21 protein-coding genes are annotated in these 25,253 nt (G+C 59.4%); 9 read left to right on the top strand and 12 right to left on the bottom strand.

Features of this window, described 5'->3' with window-relative positions; translation table 11 throughout:
* Window positions 1-126: 126 nt before the first annotated feature.
* The 7 genes from pflA to J3353_RS03525 form a co-directional block, all read right to left on the bottom strand.
* Window positions 127-882 carry a pyruvate formate-lyase-activating protein gene (pflA, locus tag J3353_RS03555; protein WP_207684184.1) on the bottom strand — a complete coding sequence of 252 codons (756 nt, stop codon included), beginning with the start codon at window positions 880-882 and terminating at the stop codon, window positions 127-129.
* Window positions 869-3,121 carry a formate C-acetyltransferase gene (gene pflB, locus J3353_RS03550; protein WP_207684183.1) on the bottom strand — a complete coding sequence of 751 codons (2,253 nt, stop codon included), beginning with the start codon at window positions 3,119-3,121 and terminating at the stop codon, window positions 869-871. The genes pflA and pflB overlap by 14 nt, the downstream gene beginning before the upstream one ends.
* 634 nt (window positions 3,122-3,755) lie before the next feature.
* Window positions 3,756-4,208 carry a hypothetical protein gene (locus J3353_RS03545; RefSeq protein ID WP_117505883.1) on the bottom strand — a complete coding sequence of 151 codons (453 nt, stop codon included), beginning with the start codon at window positions 4,206-4,208 and terminating at the stop codon, window positions 3,756-3,758.
* Between the two features lie 89 nt (window positions 4,209-4,297).
* Window positions 4,298-5,323, bottom strand: coding sequence for a lysylphosphatidylglycerol synthase transmembrane domain-containing protein (locus J3353_RS03540; RefSeq protein WP_156060406.1), 1,026 nt, complete (start codon window positions 5,321-5,323; stop codon window positions 4,298-4,300).
* Between the two features lie 189 nt (window positions 5,324-5,512).
* Entirely contained in the window at window positions 5,513-7,114 is a 1,602-nt protein-coding gene (locus tag J3353_RS03535) for a glycosyltransferase (protein WP_207684182.1), read from the bottom strand.
* A gap of 22 nt (window positions 7,115-7,136) precedes the next feature.
* On the bottom strand, window positions 7,137-7,964 hold the full coding sequence (locus tag J3353_RS03530; protein ID WP_207684181.1) for a hypothetical protein: 828 nt from the start codon (window positions 7,962-7,964) through the stop codon (window positions 7,137-7,139).
* A 60-nt stretch (window positions 7,965-8,024) separates the two neighbouring features.
* Window positions 8,025-9,185 (bottom strand): acyltransferase, encoded by a 1,161-nt coding sequence (locus J3353_RS03525; RefSeq protein WP_207684180.1) that lies wholly within the window; start codon window positions 9,183-9,185, stop codon window positions 8,025-8,027.
* A gap of 376 nt (window positions 9,186-9,561) precedes the next feature.
* Between J3353_RS03525 and J3353_RS03520 the strand changes: the two genes are divergently transcribed.
* The 4 genes from J3353_RS03520 (at window position 9,562) to J3353_RS03505 (ending at window position 14,201) form a co-directional block, all read left to right on the top strand.
* Window positions 9,562-11,070 carry a class I adenylate-forming enzyme family protein gene (locus J3353_RS03520; protein ID WP_207684179.1) on the top strand — a complete coding sequence of 503 codons (1,509 nt, stop codon included), beginning with the start codon at window positions 9,562-9,564 and terminating at the stop codon, window positions 11,068-11,070.
* Between the two features lie 29 nt (window positions 11,071-11,099).
* Entirely contained in the window at window positions 11,100-12,572 is a 1,473-nt protein-coding gene (locus J3353_RS03515; protein WP_207684178.1) for a class I adenylate-forming enzyme family protein, read from the top strand.
* A 182-nt stretch (window positions 12,573-12,754) separates the two neighbouring features.
* The gene (locus J3353_RS03510) at window positions 12,755-12,997 is read left to right on the top strand and encodes an acyl carrier protein (protein ID WP_207684177.1); all 243 of its coding nucleotides are present in this window, start codon (window positions 12,755-12,757) and stop codon (window positions 12,995-12,997) included.
* 7 nt (window positions 12,998-13,004) lie between these two features.
* The gene (locus J3353_RS03505; RefSeq protein ID WP_207684176.1) at window positions 13,005-14,201 is read left to right on the top strand and encodes a hypothetical protein; all 1,197 of its coding nucleotides are present in this window, start codon (window positions 13,005-13,007) and stop codon (window positions 14,199-14,201) included.
* Between the two features lie 445 nt (window positions 14,202-14,646).
* Here J3353_RS03505 and J3353_RS03500 read toward each other — a convergent pair whose 3' ends face one another.
* Window positions 14,647-16,701 (bottom strand): hypothetical protein, encoded by a 2,055-nt coding sequence (locus J3353_RS03500; protein WP_207684175.1) that lies wholly within the window; start codon window positions 16,699-16,701, stop codon window positions 14,647-14,649.
* A 268-nt stretch (window positions 16,702-16,969) separates the two neighbouring features.
* Window positions 16,970-17,932 (bottom strand): biotin--[acetyl-CoA-carboxylase] ligase, encoded by a 963-nt coding sequence (locus J3353_RS03495; protein WP_207684174.1) that lies wholly within the window; start codon window positions 17,930-17,932, stop codon window positions 16,970-16,972.
* 332 nt (window positions 17,933-18,264) lie between these two features.
* On the opposite strand from J3353_RS03495, the gene J3353_RS03490 reads away from it, so the two are divergent.
* Genes J3353_RS03490 through J3353_RS03475 form a run of 4 tightly spaced genes read left to right on the top strand, consistent with a single transcriptional unit; the run spans window position 18,265 to window position 20,520 of the window.
* The gene (locus J3353_RS03490; RefSeq protein WP_005934952.1) at window positions 18,265-18,795 is read left to right on the top strand and encodes an RNA polymerase sigma factor; all 531 of its coding nucleotides are present in this window, start codon (window positions 18,265-18,267) and stop codon (window positions 18,793-18,795) included.
* Window positions 18,779-19,357: a hypothetical protein gene (locus J3353_RS03485; RefSeq protein ID WP_207684173.1), complete on the top strand. Its 579-nt coding sequence runs from the start codon at window positions 18,779-18,781 to the stop codon at window positions 19,355-19,357. The genes J3353_RS03490 and J3353_RS03485 overlap by 17 nt, the downstream gene beginning before the upstream one ends.
* A 10-nt stretch (window positions 19,358-19,367) precedes the next feature.
* Window positions 19,368-20,045: a hypothetical protein gene (locus tag J3353_RS03480; protein ID WP_207684172.1), complete on the top strand. Its 678-nt coding sequence runs from the start codon at window positions 19,368-19,370 to the stop codon at window positions 20,043-20,045.
* Window positions 20,026-20,520, top strand: coding sequence for a hypothetical protein (locus J3353_RS03475; protein WP_207684171.1), 495 nt, complete (start codon window positions 20,026-20,028; stop codon window positions 20,518-20,520). Before J3353_RS03480 ends, J3353_RS03475 begins: the two co-directional genes overlap by 20 nt.
* A gap of 169 nt (window positions 20,521-20,689) precedes the next feature.
* Here the strand turns inward: J3353_RS03475 and J3353_RS03470 are convergent, their stop codons facing one another.
* Together J3353_RS03470 and J3353_RS03465 are read right to left on the bottom strand one after the other, a co-directional pair.
* The gene (locus J3353_RS03470) at window positions 20,690-21,835 is read right to left on the bottom strand and encodes a glycoside hydrolase family 105 protein (protein ID WP_207684170.1); all 1,146 of its coding nucleotides are present in this window, start codon (window positions 21,833-21,835) and stop codon (window positions 20,690-20,692) included.
* 3 nt (window positions 21,836-21,838) lie between these two features.
* A complete protein-coding gene (locus J3353_RS03465; protein ID WP_207684169.1) occupies window positions 21,839-23,395 on the bottom strand; it encodes a glycoside hydrolase family 28 protein in 1,557 nt (518 codons plus the stop codon).
* Between the two features lie 99 nt (window positions 23,396-23,494).
* Here J3353_RS03465 and J3353_RS03460 point away from each other — a divergent pair, with 99 nt between their 5' ends.
* Window positions 23,495-24,310: a helix-turn-helix domain-containing protein gene (locus J3353_RS03460; RefSeq protein WP_207684168.1), complete on the top strand. Its 816-nt coding sequence runs from the start codon at window positions 23,495-23,497 to the stop codon at window positions 24,308-24,310.
* Between the two features lie 79 nt (window positions 24,311-24,389).
* On the opposite strand, the gene J3353_RS03455 is transcribed toward J3353_RS03460, so the two are convergent.
* Window positions 24,390-25,247, bottom strand: coding sequence for a carbohydrate ABC transporter permease (locus J3353_RS03455; RefSeq protein ID WP_005934944.1), 858 nt, complete (start codon window positions 25,245-25,247; stop codon window positions 24,390-24,392).
* Between the last annotated feature and the right edge of the window lie 6 nt (window positions 25,248-25,253).

The raw sequence follows: 25,253 nt of genomic DNA, 5'->3' as shown, positions 1-25,253 counted from the left end.
AGCCTCTTGGGCTCACATCCCCTGTCTCTACAGGGAAATAGGTGTGAGTGCCAAAAGGCTCCTTTTCTTTTGCTCTTATGATATTAGATGCAAAAAGCTTTGTCAAGCACCGGCGGCTGCATCGCTTCAGCCGGGGTACTTAGCCACTTCCAACAGTTCCTCCGCCCGGCGGACCTGTTCCGCCGTGGGGGGAACAGCATCGGGCAGGGGATAGGAGATGCCTAGCTTCTGCCACTTGAACAGCCCCAGCGTGTGGTAGGGGAGAACCTCCACCCGCTGCACCGTTTTCAGGCTGCGGATGAAATCTGCGGTCCTGCGCAGGCCCTCATCGTCATCGGTGAGGCCGGGCACCAGCACATGCCGGATCCAGAGCGGAATGCCCAGATCAGAAATGTGCCGTGCCATGGCTAAGATGTTGGCATTGTCCCTGCCGGTAAGCTGACGGTGCTTCTCCGGGTCGATCTCCTTGAGATCCAGGATCACCAGACTGGTGGAAGCCATCAGGGTATCGAAGGCGGCCAGGTAGGCGGGGTCATCGGGCTGGAACGGCTGACCGGCCGTGTCCAGCGCGGTGTGCACCCCCTTGGCGCGTGCCAGCTGGAAGAATTTTGTCAAGAAGTCCATCTGCCGCAGCGGTTCGCCGCCGCTGACGGTGATGCCGCCTTTCTTGCCCCAGTAATTGCGGTAGCGCCAGACGTGCTGGAACAGCTTCTCCGGAGACCATTCCGTGCCGCCCTCAGCGCTCCACGTTTCGGGGTTGTGGCAGTACTTGCAGCGCAGGGCACAACCCTGCAGAAAGACAACGAACCTGACACCCGGCCCGTCCACCGAGCCGAAGCTTTCCAGCGAGTGGACGAGACCGACAGGGTCACAGTGCGGCATGGCAGGTGCGGGAGATCACGTCCATCTGCTGCTCGCGGGTCAGGTCGATGAACTTGACCGCATAGCCGGAGACGCGGATGGTGAAGTTGGCGTATTCTTCCTTTTCGGGATGCTCCATGGCATCCAGCAGCTTCTCCTTGCCGAACACGTTCACGTTCAGGTGGTGTGCACCCTGATCGAAGTAGCCGTCCAGCACCTGCACCAGGTTCTCCTTGCGCTCGCCCTCGCTGTGGCCCAGAGCCTCGGGGTTGATGGTCTGGGTGTTGGAGATGCCGTCCAGAGCCCAGTGGTAGGGCAGCTTGGCAACAGAGTTCAGGGAAGCCAGCAGGCCGTTCTGCTCCGCACCGTAGCTGGGGTTTGCACCGGGTGCAAAGGGGGTAAAGGCGGCACGGCCATCGGGCAGAGCACCGGTGTACTTGCCGTACACCACGTTGGAGGTGATGGTCAGGATGGAGGTGGTAGCCTCGGAGTTGCGGTAGGTGTGGCGCTTCTTGATCATCTCCAGGAAGGTGCGCAGCAGCCACACGCCGATCTCATCGGCACGGTCGTCATCGTTGCCGTACTTGGGGAAGTCGCCCTCCACCTCATAGCCGGTGGCCAGGCCGGTCTCGTCGCGCACGACCTTGACCTTGGCGTACTTGATGGCGCTCAGGGAGTCGATGACGTGGGAGAAGCCTGCAATGCCGGTGGCAAAGGTGCGGCGCACATCGGTGTCGATCAGGGCCATCTCGGCTTCCTCGTAGTAGTACTTGTCGTGCATATACTGGATCAGGTTCAGCACGTTGACGTACAGGCCGGCCAGCCAGTCCAGCATCTGGACATACTTGGGCAGGACTTCGTCATAGTTCAGGTACTCGCTGGTGATGGGAGCATAGTTGGGGCCGCACTGCTCGTGGCTCTTCTCGTCCACGCCGCCGTTGATGGCGTACAGCAGGCACTTTGCCAGGTTGGCGCGGGCACCAAAGAACTGCATCTCCTTGCCGGTCTGGGTGGCAGACACGCAGCAGCAGATGGAGTAATCGTCGCCCCAAACGGGCTTCATCACATCATCGTTCTCGTACTGGACAGAGCTGGTATTGATGGACACCTTGGCAGCGTACTTCTTGAAGTTCTCGGGCAGGGCAGAGGAGTACAGAACGGTCAGGTTCGGCTCCGGTGCGGGGCCCATGTTCTCCAGAGTGTGCAGGAAGCGGTAGCAGTTCTTGGTGACCATGCTGCGGCCGTCCATGCCGATGCCGCCCACTTCCAGGGTGGCCCACACGGGGTCGCCGGAGAACAGCTGGTTGTAGCTGGGGATGCGGGCAAACTTGACCATGCGGAACTTCATCACCATGTGGTCGATCAGCTCCTGAGCCTGGCTCTCGGTCAGGGTGCCGTTCTCCAGATCGCGCTGGATGTAGATATCCAGGAAGGTGGAGATACGGCCCACGCTCATGGCAGCGCCGTTCTGGGTCTTGATGGCGGCCAGATAGCCGAAGTACAGCCACTGGCAGGCTTCCTTGGCGTTCTTAGCGGGCTGGGAGATATCGCAGCCGTAGACCTCGGCCATCTTCTTCATGCCCTTCAGGGCGCTGATCTGGCGTGCGATCTCCTCGCGCAGGCGGATCACATCATCGGTCATGGTGCCGTCGCCGCAGTTGGCGAAATCTTCCTGCTTGAACTTGATCAGGGCATCGATGCCGTACAGGGCCACGCGGCGGTAGTCGCCCACGATGCGGCCGCGGCCGTAGGTGTCGGGCAGGCCGGTGATGATGTGGGTGTGGCGGGCAGCCTTCATCTCAGGGGTGTAGGCATCGAACACAGCCTGGTTGTGGGTGCGGGTATAGTCGGTAAAGATCTTGTGCAGCTCCTCGCTGGGCTGATAGCCGTAGGTGGTGCAGGCCTGCTCTGCCATCTTGATGCCGCCGTAGGGCATGAATGCACGCTTCAGGGGCTTGTCGGTCTGCAGGCCGACGATCTGCTCCAGATCCTTCAGGGTCTCGTCGATATAGCCGGGGCCGTAAGCGGTCAGGCTGCTGACGACTTCGGTCTCCATGTCCAGCACGCCGCCCTTGGCGCGCTCTTCCTTCTGCAGCTTCTGCAGGGCACCCCACAGCTTATCGGTCGCCTCGGTGGGGCCAGCCAGAAAGCTTTCGTCGCCGTCGTACGGGGTGTAGTTCTTCTGGATGAAGTCGCGGACATTGACTTCCTCTTTCCAGATGCGGCCCTCAAAGCCTTCCCACTGTTCAAAATTGATCATTGGAACCTCCTTGCTCCATTCCATGCGCGGGTTAGCGCATTCTAACTATTGAGCCTTTGAAAAACCGCACTGTATAGGCGGCTTTCTGGGGGCGAAACGGTCTTGAACTGCTGTCTGCAGCAGTTCTAACTACAAGGTGTAGACAAAAATGAAAACCTGCCCACAAAATCTTGCGTTACTATAATAACAAGAACCACTTTAAAAAGCAATAGAAAACAAGTGGGTTTTCTTCCAAAGCAAGGGAGATTCTTTGGGCAGAATGTAGAAAAAAAGCTAAAACCCCGGCGACACACACCTTTTTCGCGAAAAATTGCAAATTGAGGGTTGACAAGACTAACCATCTATGGTATTCTGTTCTCGCAGCGGCGGTTAGCTAACTCTAACCACGATGCACCAAAAAACGGAGCGTCTGCAAGCGCTCCGTTCCATTCCTCCATTCCATACTCTCTTTTTCTTGGCAGGATGCAGCATTCTGGTTTGCTCTGCATCCGCTGCGCGGCACACAGGGCTCTGGTACGGCACTGTGCGCAGATGAAAACAAAAACGGGACACTCAGCTTGACCACCTGAGTGCCCCGATTTTTGTTTTGTTCCGGTCGTTTATCAGCCGCATCCCGGGGAGCGGGCAACATTCTTTACACCACCGCATCCCGCAGCAGCTGGTAGATCGCCTCCGCGTTTCCATCGGGGGAGCGGAGGAAGACGAATTTTCCGTTTACCTGGCAGACCCCGTCCGAATAGACGGTGAAGAGCAGGTTCTGGCTGGCATCGTCTGCAAAGCGCAGGGTGATGGAATGCGCTTCGTAGTCGTGAGAATAGGAGCGGGCGTTCTGGCTGAACTTTTGATAGCAGCTCGCGTTTTGCAGGATCTCGAAAAATGCCTGATAAGTATCATCGCCCGCAGAATAGGCACGGGTGGTGACCACAGAGGGGCTCAGGCTGACGGTATCTTCCACGCTGACGGAGACGGAAGTGCTTTTATTGATGTCGGTTTTCAGGTCAACGCGGCGGTTGGAAACGAATAACAGCACGAACAACACGACCCAGAGGGCCATGATGGCATAAAAACGGAGACTTTTGTTTTCCATAAGGCGTTCTCCTTTGGCGGGCCGCACAGCAGGCGGCCAGAGATCTTCAAAGAGTACGCTTTCATTATAGTGCCGGAACGCGCAGGATGTCAACTGTTCTCCAGATGCTTCTGCGCGGCAAAGGTGCCTGCGGCGCTGGCGGCAAACACAAAATAGTAGCTTGCGATGCGGAAGAGCATCAGGGTGCTCATAGCCTCGCCGCTGGTCATAAAGCTGCTGAACACCAGCAGAAAGGCTGTTTCAATGGAGCCCATGCCTGCTACATTGGGCAGGGCGTTGGAAAGGAAGAGCATCAGACTGGTGAGCAGCTGTACCTGCCAGAAGCTCAGCCCGCAGGAAAGTCCCATGAAGCGGATGCAGAACCACGGCAGGGTGAACATCAGAAACAGCTTGAGGGTCTGCACGGCAAGGATGCGGGCACAGCGGCCCTTGTCGGCCAGCAGGAGGCGGCTCTCGGTGGCCAGGGTGTCCAGCTGCTCCAGCCACTTTTCCCGGCGGGTCTGCCATGGTTCCGTTTTGGGCAGAAAGCCCATGGCCCAGCGGGCCAGCCGCTGCACCAGCGGCGAGACACAGAGCAGCACCAGCGTCACGATGACCAGCGCCACCACGCAGTAGGCGGCGGGCAGATAGTGCATCACGCCGGAGGTGTTGGCGGCGAGCCAGCGGTACTGCAGCAGGAGCATCACAGTGGCATAGAGCAGAACGGTGGTCTTGTGGAATACATATTGCAGGGTCATCAGGCCCACACCGGGGCCCAGCGGCAGGCCGCAGTGGTAGAGATAGTAGGACTCCATGGGCACAGCCCCGGCACCCAGGCCGACCACGTTGCCAAAGATGCCCACAAAGGCGGCATCCATGCCGCGCCGCAGGGTGAAGCCCGGCAGGCGGCAGCGGATGATGAGCCAGCAGACGATTCCCTCAAGCAGGGGGTATGTCAGGCCGATGGCCAGCACCAGCAGCACCTGCCAGAAGGAGAGCTGGGCCAGCGCGGTCGAGATCTCGGCCCAGTGGCTGCTGAAGATAAAAACCACTACACAGGTCAGCGCCAGCAGCACCAGCAGAGAAAGGATCGCTTTTTTGCGGGAGGGCTGCTGGGGGGTGTTGGTCTGTTCCATGAGACAAGGCTCCTTTCACGATACTGCTTGCAGTATAACACAGCGGGGCCTTGCTTTTGTGAACTGAAACAAAATTTTTCTCGTCACTTTGTGTGATATGATAAAAAAGAACCTCTCCGGCTCACTTCGTTCGCCAGCTTTCCTATGAGGAGAAGTGGCATTGCGAAGCAGTGACGGAGAGGTTTTGTGTTACTTTTTCGCTGTCAGATCTTCCACAGCAGCCCGGAGCGTCTGCTCAAAAGCCTCCTTGGAATAATACTGCTCGTACATTTTGCGGCATTCTGTCCGCATGGAAGCCAGCTCTTCCGGGTGTTCAATGGCGTGCTCCAGCAGGACAGCCAGCTGCTGCGGGTCGTCGTTGTGGTAAACGAAGCCGTTCCGCCCCTCGGAGATGAGCCCGGCGGTGCCGGTGTGCTCCGATACGATGGATGGCTTGCCGAAGATCAGACCCTCGGTGACAAAGGTGGGCATGGGATCGTCGCGGGAGGCGCAGACCAAACCGGTGCACTGCTCCATCAGGCTCTTGATCTCGTCACGGGTGAGCCGCTTGCAGTAGTACACGTTTTCCGGGTAGTCTGCGGTCAGGGCGCGGACGGAGTCCATCATCTCCTTGTCAGCGGCCTGGCCCACAAAGAGGAAGGAGGCCTTCTCCCGTACCTCGGGCGGCAGCAGGCGGATGGCCTTGCAGAAGATATCGTGGCCCTTGCGGCGCTCAAAGGAGCCCACCGTGGCAAACAGCGGGCGGCCGTGGTTGTAGCCCAGATCGGTGCGGACAAAGTTCTCTGCCGCGTAATCAGGCAGGCCGTAGATGAGCGGCCGGATCTCGAACTCGGGCCGCACGGCGTGCATGGCGTTGGCGGCGTGGCTGCCCACCGAGTAGACCCGGACATTCTCTCCCAGCTGGGTGGGGATCTGGTGGGCAATGTGGGGATAGCCTGCAAAGGCATCGTGGAGCCACCACAGCACCGGCACGGCGGTGCCGCTCAGGGCACGGACAGCCCGGGCCATGACCACCGTGTTGGCGATGACGAAGTCGGCACAGAGGGCCATGCCCCAGGCATCGGAGACATTGCGGCAGGACGACCGGGTGATGACCGAGGCCCCGGCATCCAGGAAGAGATGCAGGGAGCCGCCATCACTGGGGCCCAGCACAAGTACCTCATACCCCATGCTGCGCAGCACCGGCACGGCACTCACCAGCACGATGGGTGCACCGGTCATATCCAGCACATGGCTCATAATAAAGGCACGTTTGCCGTGGGCCGAAAACGCATCCTCGGCGCAGATGCCGCGCTCGTAGTGGAGCAGAGCCTGCGGGATGAGAGTGGGCTTAGTGCAGAGCTGCGCGGCCAGCGCCAGCAGCTCGGGCACATTTTCGGGGTCATGGGCGGCGGCGCGGCAGCGCTCCAACAGGGTGCGGCTGACCACGGCGCAGCGGTTCTGCGCCTGCAGCGGCTGGCTCTGATAGAGGGCAGTCGCCCCGCCAAAGCCGAACACAGCGTTGCAGACGACGTAATCCGCCCCATCCTGCAGGGCTTTGGCAAAGTACATCAGGGCGGTGGACATCAGCTCCACGTCCTCGGCGGCCAGAAGCACGCCGTCCACGCTTGCGGTCAGTTCCCCGTCCAGCCGGTCCACCAACCGGAACTTGCGGTGGAGCTGGTCAGTCAGGGTGGCTTTCAGGGCCGTGCTGCGGGCCGATGCGCAGACCAGCAGATAGGTGCTCTGGGTGTTGCTGTACTCCTGCAGGGCCAGCTGACGCTGCTGCAGGGGGGTGTAATTGTTATACATGGCTGTTCCTCCGTTCCGCTTCTCAGTTTCCACGGTGGAACAGGCGCATCAGGCTGCGGATGGGAGCAGTGAGCTTCCAGCTTTTACTGGAAAACACGCTTTCCAGCGAGGTCTCGTAGGCAGTGCTCCGGGCCTGCAGATCGGCGTTTTTCTGGTGCAGCTGTGCGATCTCCTGCTGCAGGGCGGCCACCATCTGCTGCTGGGCCGCGGCATTCTGCTCCAGCTGCTGGATATGCTGCTTTTCGCTGTCCTTGCGCAGCTGGAGCTGCTGCACGCCCTGCAGCACGGCGCAGAACAAAGGCTCGTCTGTCAGGGTCTCCAGCGGGAAGTAGCCATAGCTCACCACCAGCTTCATCCCGGCGGGGTAGTGGGTGGTGCCCTCCAGCCGGTAGTTGGGGTCATCGCCCAGGAACAGGGTGCTTCCGCCGGAAAGGTTCAGGCCGTTGGTGGGCACGCAGATGATGCGGTCGTCTGAAAAGATCAGGTTGGTGATGCAACAGGGCAGCTCACCCGGGTCGAACCGCAGGGCCTGCACGGCCACCGGCAGCTCAAAGGTCGCGGTCACGGCACCGGTCAGCTCGTCGGTGGTGCAGTCGGGCGCGGTCAGGGTGTCCTTTTCCGAAAAGCCGAAGCCTGCATCATAATAGAGCAGCGGCTGCAGCAGAGTGGGCGAGTCAGTATGCATCTCGCGCTGGGGGTGTGCCGCAAGGTAGGACTGCACCTTTTGTTCCAGGAAAAGGCAGCGCTCTGCCAGATGGGAAGCACCTTCGTCCGAAAGCTTGAGCTGCTGTTCCAGCTCGGCGATCTTTTCCTGCAGAGCCGCAGTGTTCTCAGGAGCTGCGTTGTTCATAACCGGATTCTCCTCATAATATTATTTCACTTCAGCAGAGGGGGCACCCTCTGCAAAAAATCAGTGTTTTGCCGCAAAATGACGCTCAGGCGCTTCGGTGCGGGCGCTGCGCCGGCGGGGCGCTTCCGCCGCCTTCTGCTCCCGGCGGGAGGTGAGCCAGAACTTCAGGTCCCGGCGGCGCACCAGCAGCTCGCAGATGAGCAGGGTGGAGCCCAGCGAAAGGGTGAACTGCAGCACCATGCCCAGCACCGGGTGAGCCGCAAACTTCTGGGGCATCAGATACCAGGGAATGGCCGTGAGCTCCACGGTGTGGACGCAGAAGATGAACAGCGAACGGCGGCCAATGGCCTGGATGGCGTGGGTGACAACGTTCTCCACCCTGCGCTGGAACCAGATGACGATGGAAAGGATGCCCAGGCCCGTTACGGCATCCAGCAGGATGCTCACGGGGCCGAGGGTCCACTCGGCCATTGAGACGCAGTCTGTGCTCTTGGTAAGAAGCACCAGTGCGGCCACAGCCAGCGCCGCCGCGATCATCCCGCCGCGCAGACGGGGCGAGAGAGGCTGTTCAAAGATCTTATACTTCTTGGCAAGGTAGCCCACATACAGAGCCGGAACAGTGACCATGCCCTGGCCGATGCAAAAAGGAGCCTCCCAGGTGATGCAGATGCCCCAGCCTAACAGCATGGTACCCAGCACCGCCCAGTTTATGTACTGCTCCGGGAAGATATTCAGGATGAGATCCAGCAGGACCCATGCGATCATCAGCGAGAGCAGATACCACATGGGGCCGCAGGAGAAGAACAGCTGGCCGAAATAGGTGGCCGTGTGGGGCAGGCCCAGTGCAAAGCCGCCCAGCACCTTGTAGGTCTCGTAGGTGGCGTTGTGCAGGCTGCCGAACAGGCTGTAATGGATGATAAAATGGAACACGGTGGTGGCAATGCCTGTATAGATGTAAGGCTTGAGCAGCGTTTTGAACTGCTGGTCGATGCACTTGCCGATGGAGCGCTTGCGGAAGCCGTAGCCGCTGGCAATGTAAAAGGCCGCCATCAGGGATTCGCGGTAGGCGAACATGCAAAAGGTCAGCGGGTTGATGTGGCTGGCATCGCCCATGGGGTAAAGCTCACCGGTGTGGGCAAAGACGATGGTCAGCATGCCGACACCCTTGAGCAGATCGAACATGCCCAGCGAATTTGCGGCACGGCATTTGGTTCCCTCCATAAAAAGGTCCTCCTCTGCGCCGCACCCCGCCCCGGGATGGCAGAATTGCCGGATTTTTGGCGCATCATGTTAAAAATTAGAGATATTTATAATAAGTATAATGCTTTTTGCCCTTGCTGTCAATCAAACGCAGGGAGAAAGCACGGTAGGCGGATACCGGGAAAAGTGTACCACACTCACGGCCTGCCCGCAACAAAAGGCAGGATTTACATCCGGGTGCACAGATTGACTGCAAGTCTAAGTTGCATATTTGTGCAATTAAATCTTGCATTTAAGCCCTCTATGCGGTATACTCTAGGCTAGAGTGCCCAGAAGATTCCATTTGGCGGAAACAAAAGGGAATAATTTAACAAAAATAAACAGGGAGTGTAAAATAATGGCAAACAAGGCTTGTAACGAAGTTGTGACCGTGGCAAATATGCCGATGACCGTTTTTGATATGATCTCTGCGATGCAGAATAAGTATGCTGACCGTGTGGCGTTCCGCTATGTGGAGGGCAAGGACATGGTGGTGGAAAAGACCTACGCTCAGTATGTGCAGGATATCCGCAAAGCGACCGGCTACCTGCAGCAGGAGCTGGGTGAGCCCAAGGGCAAGAAGATCGTCATCCTGAGCCGCACCAACTATGAGTATGGCGCGGTCGTTTTCGGCACCATGATGGCAGGCGCTGTCATCGTGACCCTGAACCAGGGCAAGACCTGGGCCGAGCTGGAGCATGAGCTGGGCATGGTGGAGCCGGACCTCATCTTCAATGATGGCATCGATTACGGCTACCGCGCCCAGCTGGAAGCGCTCTATGGCGCTCAGCTCCGCCCCATGGATGCCTGGACTGCTGCCCCTGAGGCTGAGATGGTCAACCGTATCGACCACGAGGGTCTGCTGATGCTGATGTTCACCTCCGGCACCACCGGCCGCAGCAAGGGAGTGATGCTGAGCGAGAAAAACTACTTCACCGCCTGCCAGATGTACATCGATGGCCTGAAGTCCGTCCTTGACCATGAGGAGCGGCTGGTACCCCAGTACCTCGACCAGACCTTCAGCCACTTTACGCTGGTGCCCATGTTCCATCTGGCCGGTTTCATCTGTTACTTTGTCTATGGCATACAGGGCTGGACCTTGAATCTCTGCTGTGATGCCCGCGACCTGCGCCGGGATATGAGCCTGATGCACAGCGATGCCATGTCTACCCCTCCGGTGCTGGTGGAGATGATCTGCAACGAGGTCAAGCGCGGCCATGCCGACCGCCTGAACGGGCTGTGGAACCTGAGCTGCAGCTCTGCCATCCTTGATCCCGCCATTCTGAGCGATCTGGTGAAGAATGGCTTCTACATCAATCAGTGCTACTCCATGACCGAGCTGGCCGGCTATGGCCTGCTGAACGTGACCCAGGAGGGCGACCACCTGCGTGCCCTGGGCAAGCCGGACGGCTTCTGTGAGGTCAAGGTGGACGAGACCGGCGAGATCTGCGTCCGCGGCGGCTGCGTGATGCTGGGCTACTATAAGGACCCCGAGGCCACTGCCGAGACCATCGACAAGGACGGCTGGCTCCACACCGGCGACCTGGCCCGCGTGGACGAGGAAGGCTACTACTATATGACAGGCCGCAAGAAGAACCTCATCATTCTGGACAGCGGCGAGAACGTCAGCCCCGAGGAACTGGAAAAGCTGCTGGGCAAGTGCGATGCCATCAAGGAGTGCATCGTCAAGGAGATGGGCAAGAAGATCGGCACCGTGGTCTGCTGTGAGGATGACAAGCAGCAGCAGGTGAAGGCTTTTGTCACCGAGCTGAACCGCACCCTGCCCATGTACAAGCGCATCTCCGTTGTAGAATGCAGCACCGAGCCCCTGCCCCGCAACGCGCTGGGCAAGCTGCTGCGCAGGTAAAACCAAACGGGAGAAAAAAGGAGCAGACCATGGTAAACAATGTCTATGATCTTGTCACCTGGACAATGGAGCAGGAATTCTCCGGGCAGGTGGCCTTCCGCTGGGTAGAGGATGCCACCGGCACCGTGAAGGAAAAGACCTATGCCGAGTATGCACAGGATATCCGCCGCGCCGCTGCCTGGTTTGCCCGGAACATCCCGGAAGTGGAGGGCAAGCGGGTGGTCCTGCTGAGCCGGAACTGCTATGAGTACGGCGTGAATACCTTTGGCGCTGTGCTGGCCGGGGCTGTTCTGGTAACGATGAACCAGAAAAAGACCTGGGACGAACTGAGCTGGGAGCTGGAGCTGGCAGAGCCTGCCCTCATCCTGAACGATGGGGTGGACTACGGCTGCCGTGACCAGCTGGAGGCTGCGTATGGGGAACGCCTGCGGCCGATGGATGTCTGGAAGGACACCGCGCCCGGCGGGCTGGAAAAGAAGATCGACCCCAATGCCCTGATGGTCATGCTGTTCACCTCCGGTACCACCGGCCGCAGCAAGGCCGTGATGCTGGCAGAGCGGAACTTCTTTACCGTGATGCAGATGCACGTTGCCATGGGCGACCACTTGCTGGACTTCAAGCACCGGCAGCTGCCCAAGGACAAAAACGATGTCCTGAGCAACTTTGCCATCCTGCCCCTGTTCCATCTGGGCACCTTTATCTGCCTGTTCTCCTGGCCCTTCAAGGGCTGGGCCCTGAACCTTTGCAGTGACCTGCGGAATTTCTACCGGGATCTGGGCCTGATGCACAGCGATTCCATTGCCGTGGCCCCGGTGCTGATGGAGAGCATCTACAAGGATGTCAAGCGCGGCCGCGCCGATAAGCTGAACGGCCTGTGGAACCCCTGCGGCAGCTCTGCCATGTTCGACAGCGAGATGTTGCTGGGTCTGGTGGAAAACGGCATGTACATCACCCAGTGCTACGGCATGACCGAGACCTGCGGCGATGGTCTGGTGAACTACGCCCAGGCAGAGCCCCATATCCGGGCGCTGGGCAAGCCGGACGGCCACTGTGAGTACAAGCTGGATGAGACCGGCGAGATCTGCATCCGGGGCGGCTGTGTGATGCTGGGCTACTATAAGGACCCCGAGGCCACTGCAGAGATCATCGACAAGGACGGCTGGCTCCACACCGGCGACCTGGCCCGTGAGGACGAGGACGGCTATTACTATATGGTGGGCCGGAAGAAGAACCTGATCATTCTGGGCACCGGCGAGAACGTCAGTCCCGAGGAGCTGGAAAGAAAGCTCAACGCCTGCCCTGAGGTGCAGGAGTGCGTGGTCAAGGAGATGGGCAAAAAGATCGGCGCGCTGATCTGCTGTGCCGAGGAAAAGCAGGCGGAGGTCCGGGCCTTTATCACTGGGCTGAACCGTACCCTGCCGCTGTACCAGCGGATCACGGCGGTGGAGTTCAGCACCGAGCCCATGCCCCGCAACGCCATGGGCAAGCTGCTGCGCAGGTAAGTGCGGAAATTGTAAAAAAAGCGCAAAACCGGGCGGTCGGTGTGTTGCATTTCCTCCATAAAACAGGTATTATAAAACACAGGAATGCCCCGCCGGCTGGCTAAACCGGCCCGGCGCGTGGCATACTGAAACTGCGCCCTTGCAGGCGATAAAAAATCCCTCACGGAAAGGAAGATTTTTTGATGGAAAGAGCAGAAATCATGTCTCAGATCCTGGCAATTCTGGAGGACGTGGCAGAGATCTCGCCCGAGGATGTCAACGAAAACAGCGTGATGATGGATGATCTGGATCTGTCCTCTATGGAGATCCTGACCATCGTGGCCGATCTGGAAGAGACCTTTGGTCTGCGCATCCCCGAAAAGGAGCTGCGCAACTTTGTGACCATCGGCGATCTGGCCGATTATCTGGCCGAGAACGCGGGGTAAATTCCGGATGAATGCAGAGCAGCGCGCGGTGTTTCAGGGCATCGTCTACTACTACCGCGAAAATCAGGTCCTCTGCCGCTATCAGGCCACGCTGAAGGAGACCGTTGACCCGGCCCTTCTGCAGCAGGCACTGGATGCGGCCCGCCCGCTGGCAGAGTATTATTTCTGCCATGTGGTGTGGGAAAAGCGGGAGGCCCGTCTGGAGCCCAACACTGCCCCCTGCCGTGTGCGGCAGGGCAGCACCCAGCCAAAGATCCCCGAGGAGACGAACGATTATCTCTTCTCGCTGGGCTATGAGGGGAACACGGTCTATCTGGACTGGTTCCACTTCCTGGCCGATGGCCGGGGCAGCGCGCCCTTTTTCACCCTGCTGCTCAAGCTCTACTGCAACCTGCGCTCCAACGCTGGTTTTGTGTGCGAGGCCCTTGTCTCTGATCCGCCCTACGATGTGGAACAGCTGCTGGCCCGCTACCCGGAGAGCCAGGTGGCCAACAACATGCAGAAGGACGTGCTGCAGATCCACGAAGGCACGCCCCATTTTCAGCGGCTGCGGCTGGACAGACAGAGCCTTGTGGATCTGGCGCAGAAGGAGGGCATGAAGCCCTTCAGCGCCCTCATGGGGCTGACCTGCCAGGCAGCGCAGCGGTATCTGGAAAAGAATGACCTTGTGTACAGCTATGCCGCCGACACCCGCGCGGCGCTGGGGGTGCCGCATGCCCTGTACAACTGCATTGCGTCCTTTCAGCTGTCCCTGCGGCTGGAACCGCAGGCCCGGCTCCACAGCTTTGCAAAGCAGCTCGACCATGAGATCCGGGAAAGCCTGACCCCGGAGCGCCGCCTGTTCCGCATGGCCGAACAGATGGGCTGGGTGTATCAGGTGTTCCGGCAGAAGGCCGCACTCAAGATCAAGAAGCGTGTGTTCCAGATGGGCGAGTACATCAGCGGCTTCCCGGCAGATTTCTGGGTCAGCTACATCGGCAGCCCGCTGCTGCCGCACAGCCCGGAGCTGGAAGCGTATCTGACCGATTTCCAGACCTGGGTGCTGCCGGACGGTGCGTCCCTTGCAATGGAGGTCACCAGCCTGCACGGCGTGCTGACCTGCTGCATTGAGAACAAGGTGGACAAGCCCGGCTACCTCGAGGCCCTGCGCGACGTGATGGAGCAGGAGGGCATCAGGGTGCTGGAAGCGGTACATATTTTCTGAAGCAACAATAACAGCGAACCCCCCAGTGCAGATCGCACCGGGGGGTTCGCTGTTTAGTTAGCATCCTCACCCTCTCCGTCATTGCTTGCGCAATGCCACCTCTCCCGAAGGGAGAGGTAAGACATCACAGAGGGCAGATGCTGCGAAGTACAACCTCTCCGTCATCATCGCTTCGCTCGATGCCACCTCCCCTAGTAGGGGAGGCTCTGGCGTGCCGCAAGGTTCTGGCGTTTTTGCGCTGTGTGCTGCTGCCGTGACCCTCTGTTGCAAGGCGAAACCTTTTTGCCAAGGGCTCCCCTACTAGGGGAGCTGTCGAGCGAAGCGAGACTGAGAGGTTGTTCAGGGCAACGGATTCCCGTGAGCCGCCCTTGGCTCCCCCTTTGGGGGAGCTGGCAAAGCCGTCAGGCTTTGACTGAGAGGGTGAGGATGCTAAAGGGTTCGCCACTTACCCCTTCATCTGATTCCAGCTCCGAATAACTTCCCAGCGGCTGACGGAATCCTCCGCAGACGCATCCGGGGCGAGGAGCTGGTTCTCGATGGCCCATGCAAGGGCCTGCTGGACCGGGGCAGCATCGGCAGGGAGAAGAGCAGCGGGGGCCGGGGTCCCGGCGGCTTCCCACAGCAGCAGGGCCAGCTCCCCGGCGTTGTTGGGGATGGCCGCACCGGCAGGCAGGACGGTGTTCAGGTACAGCTCGGTGCCGATCATGTAGCCGGTGTAGCCCAGCACGGCAGCGCCAGCACCCGCCGTGCCGATTATGGCGGCGGTGCCCAGAATGCCGGGGCCTTCGCTTTCAATGGTGGCTTCCCGGTACTGGGCTTCCACGGTAACGGTCTTGCCTTTTTCCACTGCATTGGCCGGGATGGTAAAGCTTTCGGCGTTGTAGGCCACATTGGGGTTGCCCAGCAGGCTTTCCTCACTGATGGTCCACTGGTCGAACACCATGCCCTCCGGCACGGCATCCGGGTTCAGGGTCACCTTTGCTTCTGCATCCACCGGCACGGTGCCGCTGGTCAGCGCATCACTGCCGCCGGTCGTAAAGCTGCCGCCCACCACTTTCAGGGTGTAGGTCTCCGGTTCCGGTTCGGGTTTGGGTGCCGGGTCGTTCAATTGCAGCTCAAGGTCAGCCGTAAGGGGCAACTGTACTTCCCGTACCTTGCCGCTGCTCAGCGTCACATACAGGGTGCCGGTGGGCTGGCCGACCACATAAAGTTCATTGGCGGCGCTGTCCAGCGCAGTGGTATCACCGCTCATTTTCAGCGCAGTGATTTTTCCGTTATCAGAAACGGTAATTTTCTTGGCGCTGTTCTCGTAGCCATTGGGAACTTTCAGGAACACGCCGTTCAGGGCGCTGCCGGTAACTTCTTTCAGGAAAATGCCGTTGGTGATGGTGGCGTTGCTGTTCACCGCAACCGAGCAGTTCACCGCCACCCTATGGGGGTTCAGGTCGGGGCTGGTAAAGTCATAGCTTTTCTCGGCGGTAGGCTCCAAAATCAGGCTGTTGTTTTCAAACTTCCAACCATCGCCGGTATAATTCGCCCGGTTGCCGTTCCAATCCTGTGCCACGGCAGGGTAACCGCTTTTCTCAATCACCAGCCGGGTCAGCGGGCTGATGGTTACGGTTGAGCCATTTGCAGGCGGTGCGGTGAAGGTGACTTCATAAACTCCGCGGATATCCTCGAACTCAATCTTGAGATCACTCACACACCAGTCGGAAAGAAGCATGTGCTGCGCACTATCAATGGTTACAACAAGTGGTGGGAGTGATGAACTACCACTAGTATGGTCAAAAACATAAACAATTCTGACAGAAGCATGATATGTTTGATTCGGGATGATATAGCATGAATTGCGATACCCATTGACCGAAACATCGATAAAATCGATGGGGTTTATTGCTGTGAGGGTATAACCCGGTTCTATGCCACTTCCGGTTAGCTCATCTTTGAAAGTGCCGCCGTTGATCGTGCCGCCATTGTTTGTAACGGTGCGCGAAGAAGCCCAATCACCAAACTGACCATTTTCAATGATGCCATCCGATTCATTGGTGACCGAAGAGAAAAAACGGCCACCGATTATTGTGCCATGGTTTGTAACAGCATCCTTAAAAATGCCGCCTTTGATAGTGCCATTGTTCGTAACAGAGGCCATAAAATTTCCATCCGTAACGGTTGCATTTTCGCCAATTACCAGGTTACAGTCGGTTGTGATGGAGTGCCCTACGTGAATGGCAAAAAAATCATAGTTTGTTGGCGCACTGGGGCACAGGGTCAGAATTTTACAATTTTCATCGGCATCGTAAGTCCAGCCATCACCAGTGTAGATATCATGCCCGTTGACTGTTTGGTGAGGGATATTATCCAGAACAGGATAACAGTTTTGTCCGATTTTAAGTTCGCCGTTGCTGCTATCCTCCGCTGCTGCTGCGGTCAATGCCGACACGGGCAGGAATGTCAGCACCATACTGATTGCCACCAACAGGCTGAGTAGTCGTTTCTTCATAGGGGATTCCTCACTTTCCTTGCGCCGGTCTCCCGGCTGGGTAGTATGGGGGCTTATACTCTTCTACTTCCTATAATGCAAAAAATGAGGAATCCTTTCACCTGACTGGGAATTTTTTTCGTGTTCTTTGTTAGAAATTTTCCGGCCAGCATCAAATGCGGCTTTGACAACGGTGACCATCAACGTCAGCAAACCGATGATGACGGTCAGCAGTGCGCAAACTTCTGTTAAAGACATCTGATCGATAAAATACAATCGGAAAAATGACTCACCCTGTCCTTGTCGGCCGGATGCTGACCTCGCCGTGCTGCAGGGCAATCTGCCTGCCGCCCTCGCGCTCCACCACCAGACGGCCCGCATTGTCAATGAAAAGGGCCTTTGCGGCATAGGTCTCGGCCCCGGTGCAGACAGTGACCCAGTGGCCCGGCACAAAACAGCGGGCCCGATACTCGTCCAGACAGTCGAAGGCCGGGCAGAGGGAGAGCAGCTCCCGGGCAATGGCCCCGGCCAGCACTGCCCGGCTCACGGGTGCGGGCCCGCCGGGGTAAAGGCTGCCTGCCGTGCGGGCCAGCTCCTCGGGCCAGTCGGCAGGGGAGGTGGTCAGGTTGAGGCCGATGCCCACCACCAGCCATTCCAGCTGGCCGCTCTCCATGTCGGTCCCGGCTTCGGTCAGGATGCCGCAGACTTTGCGGCCCTGATAGTAAAGGTCGTTCACCCATTTGATGCCCAGTTCCAGTCCGCACAGGGCCTTGACAGCCCGGGCCACGGCCACCGCCGCACTGATGGTCGCACTCTGGGCATCGGCGGCAGAAAGGGTGGGCCGCAGGATGAGGGAGAGGTAGACCCCCTTCCCGGCGGGGCTCTCAAACCGCCGCCCCAGCCGCCCGCGCCCCGCCTGCTGATGGGCCGTGAGCACCAGCGTGCCGTGGGGCGCGCCGCCCAGTGCTAGCTGCTTGGCCGTCAGGTTGGAGCTTTGCAGCGTGTCGTAGATGTGAATGGGGGCGGGGTAGGGGCCCACTGCTTCGGCGCAGAAGGGGTCACCGCCTGCCAGCCGGTAGCCCCGGCGCGGGGCGGAATCCAGCGAGTATCCCTGGGCCGAAAGCGCCTGTGCCGCCTTGTGGACAGCCGCGCGGCTCACGCCTAGCGCTTCGGCCAGCTGCTGGCCTGAGATATAGGCTCCCTCTGCCGCCGAAAGCGCCTGCAGCAGGGCCTGTTTGGTGCTTCCACCCATGGAAACTGCCTCCTTCTTATAGTATAATAACAGTATAGCATAACTTGAAGTTTTGCAAAAGAAGAACCTCTCAGGCGCTTTGCGCCAATGACGGGTTGCGGCTCCCAGCATCCACTTCGTGCAATGCACTTGTGGATTGCTGGCCGCGGCCCCAACAACTCCTCCCTGTTTCCGCCACTGGCGGCGGTCGTTGTTGTTGCCCCTGATAGGGGAGCCAAGCAGCGCAATGCCGGAGAGGATTATCCGTTTTTATTTTTCAAAATTTTTGCAGGAAAACCGCGCTCTGTTTCGTATTCAATTACAGAGCGGCAGGAAAGGAGGGATGCGGACCGTTGACAACACTGGAATTCAATGCGCTGGTGCGGCAGTATCAGGGGCTGGTCTACACGGTCTGCCACCAGCTGGTGCCGGACGAGGGCGATGCCCAGGATCTGGCACAGGAGACCTTTCTGGCCGCGTGGCGGGCCATTGACCGCTGCCCGCCCGGGTACGAAAAGCAGTGGCTGGCGCGTATCGCTTCCAACAAAGCCAAGGACTACCTGCGCAGTGCGTGGGTGCGCCGGGTGAACACCCCGGGAGATGATATCCTTGCACTGGAAGGCGCGCCGCCCGGCTCCGACCCGGAGCAGCAGGTGCTGGATGCCATGAGCGAGGAGACCCTGACCGGGAAGATCCTGGGGATGCGGGAGCCGTACCGCACCCCCTGCCGCCTGATGCTGCTGGAGGGCCGCACCGCCGCCGAGGCGGCAGCCCTCTGCGGCAGGCCCCAAAAGACGGTGGAGGCGCAGATCTACCGGGCAAAGAAAATGCTGGCGGAGCAGATCCGTCAGGAAAGGAGGAGCGAAGATGGAATTGTTTCGTGAAGATGGCTGCATGACCGACGCGGGCTTCCGGGCCATGATGGACGGCCAGCTGGATGAGCTGGGCAGGCTGGAAGCCGCCGAACACCTCTCTTATTGTGACCAGTGCATGGACCGCTACACGGCCCTTTTGACCGCCGATGCACTGGAAACACCGCCAAGGAGTGTGCAGGGTGCGGTGATGGGCACGATCTGGGCCCGCCTGATGCAGAATACCTATGGCAGGGCTGCCGTGGCCGGTGTGGCCGCTGTGCTGGCCCTGACCCTGTGGCGGAGCGGGGCGCTGCAGCAGATCATCCAGTATGGTGCCGGGCGGGAAACCGTGCTGGAGACCGACCAGAGCCAGCTCTGGGAACCCGGCCAGAATGACCCGGCCCCGGAGAACACCCCGCAATACCGCCCCATTGAGGACGACCGGCCGCAGGCCGCGCCGGAACAGCTGGGGAGACCCATGGAGACAAAACAGGACCGCCGCTATGCCGGCGAAGGCTCCTCTGTGCTCCACAAGCTGTTCACGGATGTGACCGATAAGATCGCGGGCAACACCCCGAATACAGAGAAATGAGGGAACGATTATGAAGAAAAATGGCATCCTGACCCTGCTGTTCGCCTTTATCCCGGGCGCGGGCCAGATGTATCAGGGATATATGAAGCGCGGTCTTTCGCTGATGCTGATGGCCGCTGCCATCAGCATGGCAGCCATGCTGATCCCGCCCATCGCGTTTGCGCTGCTGGTGGTGTTCATGTACAGCTTTTTCGACACCTTCAACCTGCGTGCCCAGATCAGCATGGGCACCGCCCCGGAGGACGATTATCTGGTCCACTTCGATCCGCAGGACAAGCGCCTTGCCCGGATGATGATGGACAGCCACAAGCTGGTGGGCTGGTGCCTGATCGCCATCGGTGCGCTGATCGCCTACGAGCAGATCATTATGAACACGCTGGGCGATATCCTGTGGCGCTGGGGCCAGAAGGCTCCGGTATGGCGGGCCATCTATCTGGTGATGGATCAACTGCCCGAGGTTGTGCTCTGCGTGGCGCTGATCCTGTGCGGCATCTGGCTGGTGCGTGGGCCCAGGGCAAAGAAGGCTGCCCCGGAAGCCGCCCCGGAGGAGACCGATTTTCAGGAGTATCAGCCCGAAAAGAAGATGCCCAGCCTGCTGGATCACTTTGCCCGCAAGGCAGAGCCGGATACGACCGGTGAGGTGACCCTTGACCCGGAGGATGAGGACGATGGACGAGAAGAAGAATAACACAGCAGAGCGCCCGGCCCCCAAAGCCCCGGAGAGTGCCCCGGTGCGCCGGGTGGGCACCCTGACGCTGGGTGTCTGCCTGATCGTCTGCGGCGTGCTGTTCCTCTGCTATTTCTTTGTGCCGCATTTCAACTGGGAGCTTGCGCTGAAGATCGCCCCGGCGGCAGGGCTGATCCTGCTGGGGTGCGAGGTGCTGTATTTTGCCGCAAGGCCTCAGCGCTGGAAGTACGATTTCCTCTCGGTGTTCCTCTGCATCGTGCTGATGGTCAGCGCCTTTGGCGGGGCCTGCCTGATGGCAGCCTTTGATTTTGCCCTGCACCGGGAGGAGTTCTGGATCGAATACGATGCCCGGCAGGAGCGGGACTTGGATGATGCGGAAAGCGACCGCCTGCGTCTTGATCTGGACGAGGGCACCGGCCCGGACCTCGATGAGGAAAATGAGGACAGCAGTGCGGCCTCCCACACGGAAGTGTGAGCCATACAAAAAACATATCACAGCAATACAAAAGATACCTTTTACAGGGGACACCTGTCCGGGTATACTGAATGTGCACCCGGACGATGGGTGCTCGAAGAAAAAAGTGTAAAAGCGAACCGCCATGGCATCTGTCACCATGGCGGTTCGTTTTTTGCTGTATCGTGTATTACTTGCGGGCGATCATCTCGGTGTAGGCCAGCACCAGGGGGCCTACGCCCTTGGCATCGTTGCAGACCACAGGCTCACTGAAGTAGTAGGCCAGGGAGCCGTCGCGGTGGTCCTTGCCGCCCAGACCTGCCACCAGGCAGATGCCATCCAGCTGCAGGCTGCCGTCCGGGTTCTTGGAGAGGTACCTGTCACAGGTGCCGTAGAAGGCTTTCTCAGCCCAGGCAGCCATCCGCTTGGGCAGGTAGCCCAGGCGCACGCCCTTGAGCACCGCATAGGCGAACAGGGCGGTGCCGCTGGTCTCAAGGTAGTTGCCCTCCACGCCGGGGTGATCCATCACCTGCCAGAACATGCCGGTCTCCTCGTCCTGGAACTTGTGCACATCCTCAATGGTCTGCTTGAGCATGGCCATGATGCCGCGGTACTCGTTGTACAGCTGCTCGTCCATCCGCTCCAGCACATCCACCATGGCCACCATGAACCAGCCCATGGCCCGCAGCCAGAAGTTGGGGCTGCAGCCGGTCACGGGGTCAGCCCAGTACATCTGGCGGCTCTCGTCGTAGCCGTGGTAGTACAGGCCGGTCTTTTCGTCCCGCATGTGCTTTTTGATGTTCATAAACTGCTTGTAGCTGTCAATGCAGCCCTGCATCTTGTTGTAGCGGGTCTCGTACTCCATGTAGAAGGGCTGGGCCATGTAGGTGCCGTCCAGCCAGACCTGCCAGGGGTAGATATCCTTGTGCCAGAAGTTGCCCTCCTTGGTGCGGGGCTGGGTGAGCAGCTGGCTGCGGATGGTGTCAATGGCCCGGCGGTACTTCTCATCCCCGAAGATGTCGTACAGGGTGAACAGGTTCTTGCCCTGATTCACATTGTCCAGGTTGTACTCCTTGGGGTCATAGGTCTTGATGGAGCCATCCTCCTGCACAAAGAAGTCGATGAAGTCCTTGGAGAAGCTCAGGTACTTCTCGTCCCCGGTGGTCTTGTACAGGCTCAGGCAGGCCGTGATCATGCAGCCGTCGATGTAGTTCCACTTGTTGGGCTTGCCGCTGCGCACCTTTTCAATGTTCCACATGGGGGCTTCGGCGCTGGAATTGGCAATCAGGTAGTCCACATAGTCGCCCAGCAGGGTGAGAATTTCTTCATGGGTCATGGGTCAGTCCTCCTCGAAATGGCCGACATTGGCAAAGCGCAGGCGCTCGCCTTCGTAGCCGGTGATCTTGACGTTGTGCAGGTCGATCTCCTTGACGTTCTCCGCGTAGATGGCCAGCTTTTTCACGTTGGGGCGGTTGTCCGCCATGGCGGCCTGACCGGCTTCGGCATTGGGGTCAAAGGTGATGGTGACATTCTTCATGGAGACGCGCTCGATGGGCTGCTCAGGCAGGCCGTCGAAGTAGCAGCCCGCGAACTGTGCGTCGGTGGCCACGATATCCTCCATGGTCAGGCTGCCCAGCTTGGGGGTGTACTCATCCACCGGCATGGCATCGCGGCACTGGACATAGGGGCTGTGGCCGTCCGGGTCACAGAAATAGAACATGTTGATGACAAAGGGAGCCTTGACACCGCGCATCTCCACATTGCGGAACACCAGCCCGTCGATGACGGCGGTGTTGCCGCGGCCGCGCCGGGTCTTGACCCGCAGGCCGCGGTCAGTGTGGTCCATCAGGCACTGGGTCACCACCATATCCTTCACGCCGCCGCTCATCTCGCTGCCGATGACGATGCCGCCATGGCCCTTGTCCAGCAGGCAGTTCCGGATCACAGTGTGCTCACAGCTCTTTTTCAGCTTCATGCCCAGGAACACCTTGCTGGCTTTCATGGCAATGCAGTCGTCACCCACATGGATGTTCGCGCCGATGATGCGGATGTACTCGCAGCTCTCGGGGTCGATGCCGTCGGTGTTGGGGGCGTTGTAGGGGTTGTTGATGTTGAAGTTCAGCAGATCCAGATGCTTGACGAAGATGGGGTGGATGGTCCAGGAGTAGCTGTTCTGCACCGTGATGCCGTGCAGGCAGACATTCTCACTGTCCACCGCGGCCACCGCGCAGGGCCGCCATGCGATCCGCTTGACCTTCTGGTTGATCCACCAGTCGCCGTTCTGGGCATCGCAGTCCAGCGTGCCCTCGCCGGTCACCACCACGTCGTGCACCTGCGTGATGTTCAGCAGGCCGGCAAAGCTGTCCAGCGGGTTGCCCTCCCAGCCGGTCAGGTAATATTCATCCACTTCGTTCTCACTGGGGATGACACCGGGCAGGATGGGGTAGTGGGTGCGGTCGTTGTCGCCCAGCAGCACAGCGCCCTTCTCCAGGTAGAGGGTGGTGCAGCTCTTCATAAACAGGCTGGAGGTGCGGTAGCGCCCGGCGGGCACATACACCGTGCCGCCCTTGGGGCAGGTGGAAAGGGCAGCCTGCAGCTTGCCGGTGTTGTCGGTGGCGCCGTCGGCCACCAGGCCGTAGCGGGATGCGTCCACAAAGAAGGTCTCAGCCTCAGTGGTGAAATCGAGGGTCAGAGTCTCGCCCTCAGCCTGCACGGCAACCGTGTAGGGGGTGCCGGGCAGCAGGCTGAACAGGGAAAACACGTTGGTCTCGCAGGCGGTGTAAACGGTCTCGCCGTTCAGCTGAACGGTGAAGGGATGCGCCGGACGATAGCACAGACCGTTTTCCAGCTCGAACACGGCACTGCGGGTCATGGAACGGATCAGGGAAAGCTTCATAAACAGGATGCCTCCTTGGATGTTGAAAGATTTATGGGTTGCCCGCAGGTGGCGGGCATGGTACACTGAGGAAAAGAAACTGTTGAATGGGGTGTGCGGATGAAAGCGGAACGGGAAAAATGGAGCGGCCGGGTAACGGCAAAGGCGCTGCGGTTCCAGACCGGCCAGTATGAGTTGGCCGAGGAGGAGGAGATCTGCCGGATCATTCTGGTGTCCGGCGGCAGCTTTACGCTGGTGCGGGGCGGCGAGAGCCTGCTGGTGAACCCGGGCTGTGTGCTGCTGCTGGGCCCCGGTGGGGGCCTGCTGCAGCAGGCGGGCCACATTGCCCCCGAGCTCCTCGGCTGCCGGTTCCCCGCGGGCGTTCTCCCGGTGCTCAAAAACCTGATGCAGCGGGATTTCATGCCGCTGTTCGAGCCGGGAGCACAAACGGCCCTGTACGGCCCGGTGCAGTGGTCAGGCCGCCTGCGCACCCTGTTGGGCATGATGCAGAGCGCCGAGAGCGAGCCGGAAAGCCCCGGCATGATCTATCTTACCCTCATCCTGCACTATGTGGAGCAGGAGTGCCGCAGTGAAAAGCAGGACATCCGCCCCCGCAACGAGACGGTGGAACAGATCTGCGCTTACCTTGCAGCCAACTACCAGCAGAAATTCTCCCTGACAGATGTGGCTGCGCGGTTCTACCTGTCGCCCTATTACCTGAGCCGGCTGTTCCGGCGGGTCACGGGCCAGTCCATTGTGGATTACATCAATGGCCGCCGCATCGAGGTTGCCCAGCGCCTGCTGGAGAGCACCGACCTGAACATCAGCGCGGTGGCCGAGCAGACCGGCTTTGCCTCCGCCGCCCATTTCCGCCGCGTGTTCCGCGAGACGATGGGAACGGGGCCGCTGCAATACCGCAAGAGCCACCGCGGATAAGAACAACGCCCCCTGTGCTGCGCACAGGGGGCGTTGCTTATTCATCGAAAGTCAATGGTTCTGTCCGCAGAGGGGGTGCTTAGCCCTTGACAGCACCGGCGGAGATACCTTCGACGAACTGATCCTGTGCACAGAAGAAAACGATCAGCTGCGGCAGGATGGAGATCAGGGACAGGGCCAGGATACGGTTCCAGGCAAAGCCGGTATCACCGTCCATGGACAGCTTGACGAACAGGGACATGGGGTACTTTGCAGGGGTCTGCACGTAAAGCAGGGGGCCCATGAAGTCGTTGCAGCTCCACATGAACTGGAACAGTGCGCAGGATACCAGAGCGGGCATCAGCATGGGGACAATGACCTTGTACAGGGTCTGGAAGGAGTTGCAGCCATCAATGGCGGCAGCCTCGTCCAGATCGCGCGGGACATTGCGCATGAACTGCACCAGCTGGTAAACAAAGTAGGTCTCAGTTGCAAATGCAGTGTGGACCCAGATGGCCAGATAGAACGGGCTGTTGACCCAGCCGAACTTGGTGTACAGCAGGAACTGAGGAACGTTCAGAACGACCTGAGGCAGGAACAGGGTGGCCAGCATGATGCTGAACAGGATCTTCCGGCCCGGGAAGTCGAAACGGCCAAAGCCGTAGGCTGCAATGCAGGAGGAGACCACCGTGCAGATGACCTTGGGCAGAACATAAGAATAAGTGTTCAGCATGGCCTGCAGGATGTTGATGGAACCGCCGAAGTTGTTCAGCGCGTTCTTGTAGCCCTCCAGGGTGGGGTTCTTGATCCACAGGCCGATGCCTGCAAAGATCTCGCTGTTGTCCTTAAAGGTAGCGCTGACCATCCACAGCAGGGGATAGATCATGATCAGGCCCACCAGGATCAGGACAAGATACTTAAAAAACGTCGCGATGGCGTTGGATGCTTTCATTCCCATACTGTC

Source organism: Faecalibacterium sp. Marseille-Q4137 (genome assembly GCF_017377535.1).
Taxonomy (GTDB): domain Bacteria; phylum Bacillota; class Clostridia; order Oscillospirales; family Ruminococcaceae; genus Faecalibacterium; species Faecalibacterium duncaniae.
The sequence above is the reverse complement of the archived record's forward strand: the minus strand, read 5'-3'. Positions and strand labels throughout refer to the sequence as shown.

Excerpts from the sequence above, each read along its gene's own strand:
- pflB (WP_207684183.1), bottom strand. The coding sequence starts at position 3,121 with ATGATCAATTTTGAACAGTGGGAAGGCTTTGAGGGCCGCATCTGGAAA.
- J3353_RS03525 (WP_207684180.1), bottom strand. The coding sequence starts at position 9,185 with ATGGAGGGAACCAAATGCCGTGCCGCAAATTCGCTGGGCATGTTCGAT.
- J3353_RS03545 (WP_117505883.1), bottom strand. The coding sequence starts at position 4,208 with ATGGAAAACAAAAGTCTCCGTTTTTATGCCATCATGGCCCTCTGGGTC.
- pflA (WP_207684184.1), bottom strand. The coding sequence starts at position 882 with ATGCCGCACTGTGACCCTGTCGGTCTCGTCCACTCGCTGGAAAGCTTC.
- J3353_RS03540 (WP_156060406.1), bottom strand. The coding sequence starts at position 5,323 with ATGGAACAGACCAACACCCCCCAGCAGCCCTCCCGCAAAAAAGCGATC.
- J3353_RS03515 (WP_207684178.1), top strand. The coding sequence starts at position 11,100 with ATGGTAAACAATGTCTATGATCTTGTCACCTGGACAATGGAGCAGGAA.
- J3353_RS03500 (WP_207684175.1), bottom strand. The coding sequence starts at position 16,701 with ATGAAGAAACGACTACTCAGCCTGTTGGTGGCAATCAGTATGGTGCTG.
- J3353_RS03465 (WP_207684169.1), bottom strand. The coding sequence starts at position 23,395 with ATGAAGCTTTCCCTGATCCGTTCCATGACCCGCAGTGCCGTGTTCGAG.
- J3353_RS03485 (WP_207684173.1), top strand. The coding sequence starts at position 18,779 with ATGGAATTGTTTCGTGAAGATGGCTGCATGACCGACGCGGGCTTCCGG.
- J3353_RS03495 (WP_207684174.1), bottom strand. The coding sequence starts at position 17,932 with ATGGGTGGAAGCACCAAACAGGCCCTGCTGCAGGCGCTTTCGGCGGCA.
- J3353_RS03480 (WP_207684172.1), top strand. The coding sequence starts at position 19,368 with ATGAAGAAAAATGGCATCCTGACCCTGCTGTTCGCCTTTATCCCGGGC.
- J3353_RS03505 (WP_207684176.1), top strand. The coding sequence starts at position 13,005 with ATGAATGCAGAGCAGCGCGCGGTGTTTCAGGGCATCGTCTACTACTAC.
- J3353_RS03530 (WP_207684181.1), bottom strand. The coding sequence starts at position 7,964 with ATGAACAACGCAGCTCCTGAGAACACTGCGGCTCTGCAGGAAAAGATC.
- J3353_RS03455 (WP_005934944.1), bottom strand. The coding sequence starts at position 25,247 with ATGGGAATGAAAGCATCCAACGCCATCGCGACGTTTTTTAAGTATCTT.
- J3353_RS03535 (WP_207684182.1), bottom strand. The coding sequence starts at position 7,114 with ATGTATAACAATTACACCCCCCTGCAGCAGCGTCAGCTGGCCCTGCAG.
- J3353_RS03510 (WP_207684177.1), top strand. The coding sequence starts at position 12,755 with ATGGAAAGAGCAGAAATCATGTCTCAGATCCTGGCAATTCTGGAGGAC.
- J3353_RS03520 (WP_207684179.1), top strand. The coding sequence starts at position 9,562 with ATGGCAAACAAGGCTTGTAACGAAGTTGTGACCGTGGCAAATATGCCG.
- J3353_RS03460 (WP_207684168.1), top strand. The coding sequence starts at position 23,495 with ATGAAAGCGGAACGGGAAAAATGGAGCGGCCGGGTAACGGCAAAGGCG.
- J3353_RS03470 (WP_207684170.1), bottom strand. The coding sequence starts at position 21,835 with ATGACCCATGAAGAAATTCTCACCCTGCTGGGCGACTATGTGGACTAC.
- J3353_RS03475 (WP_207684171.1), top strand. The coding sequence starts at position 20,026 with ATGGACGAGAAGAAGAATAACACAGCAGAGCGCCCGGCCCCCAAAGCC.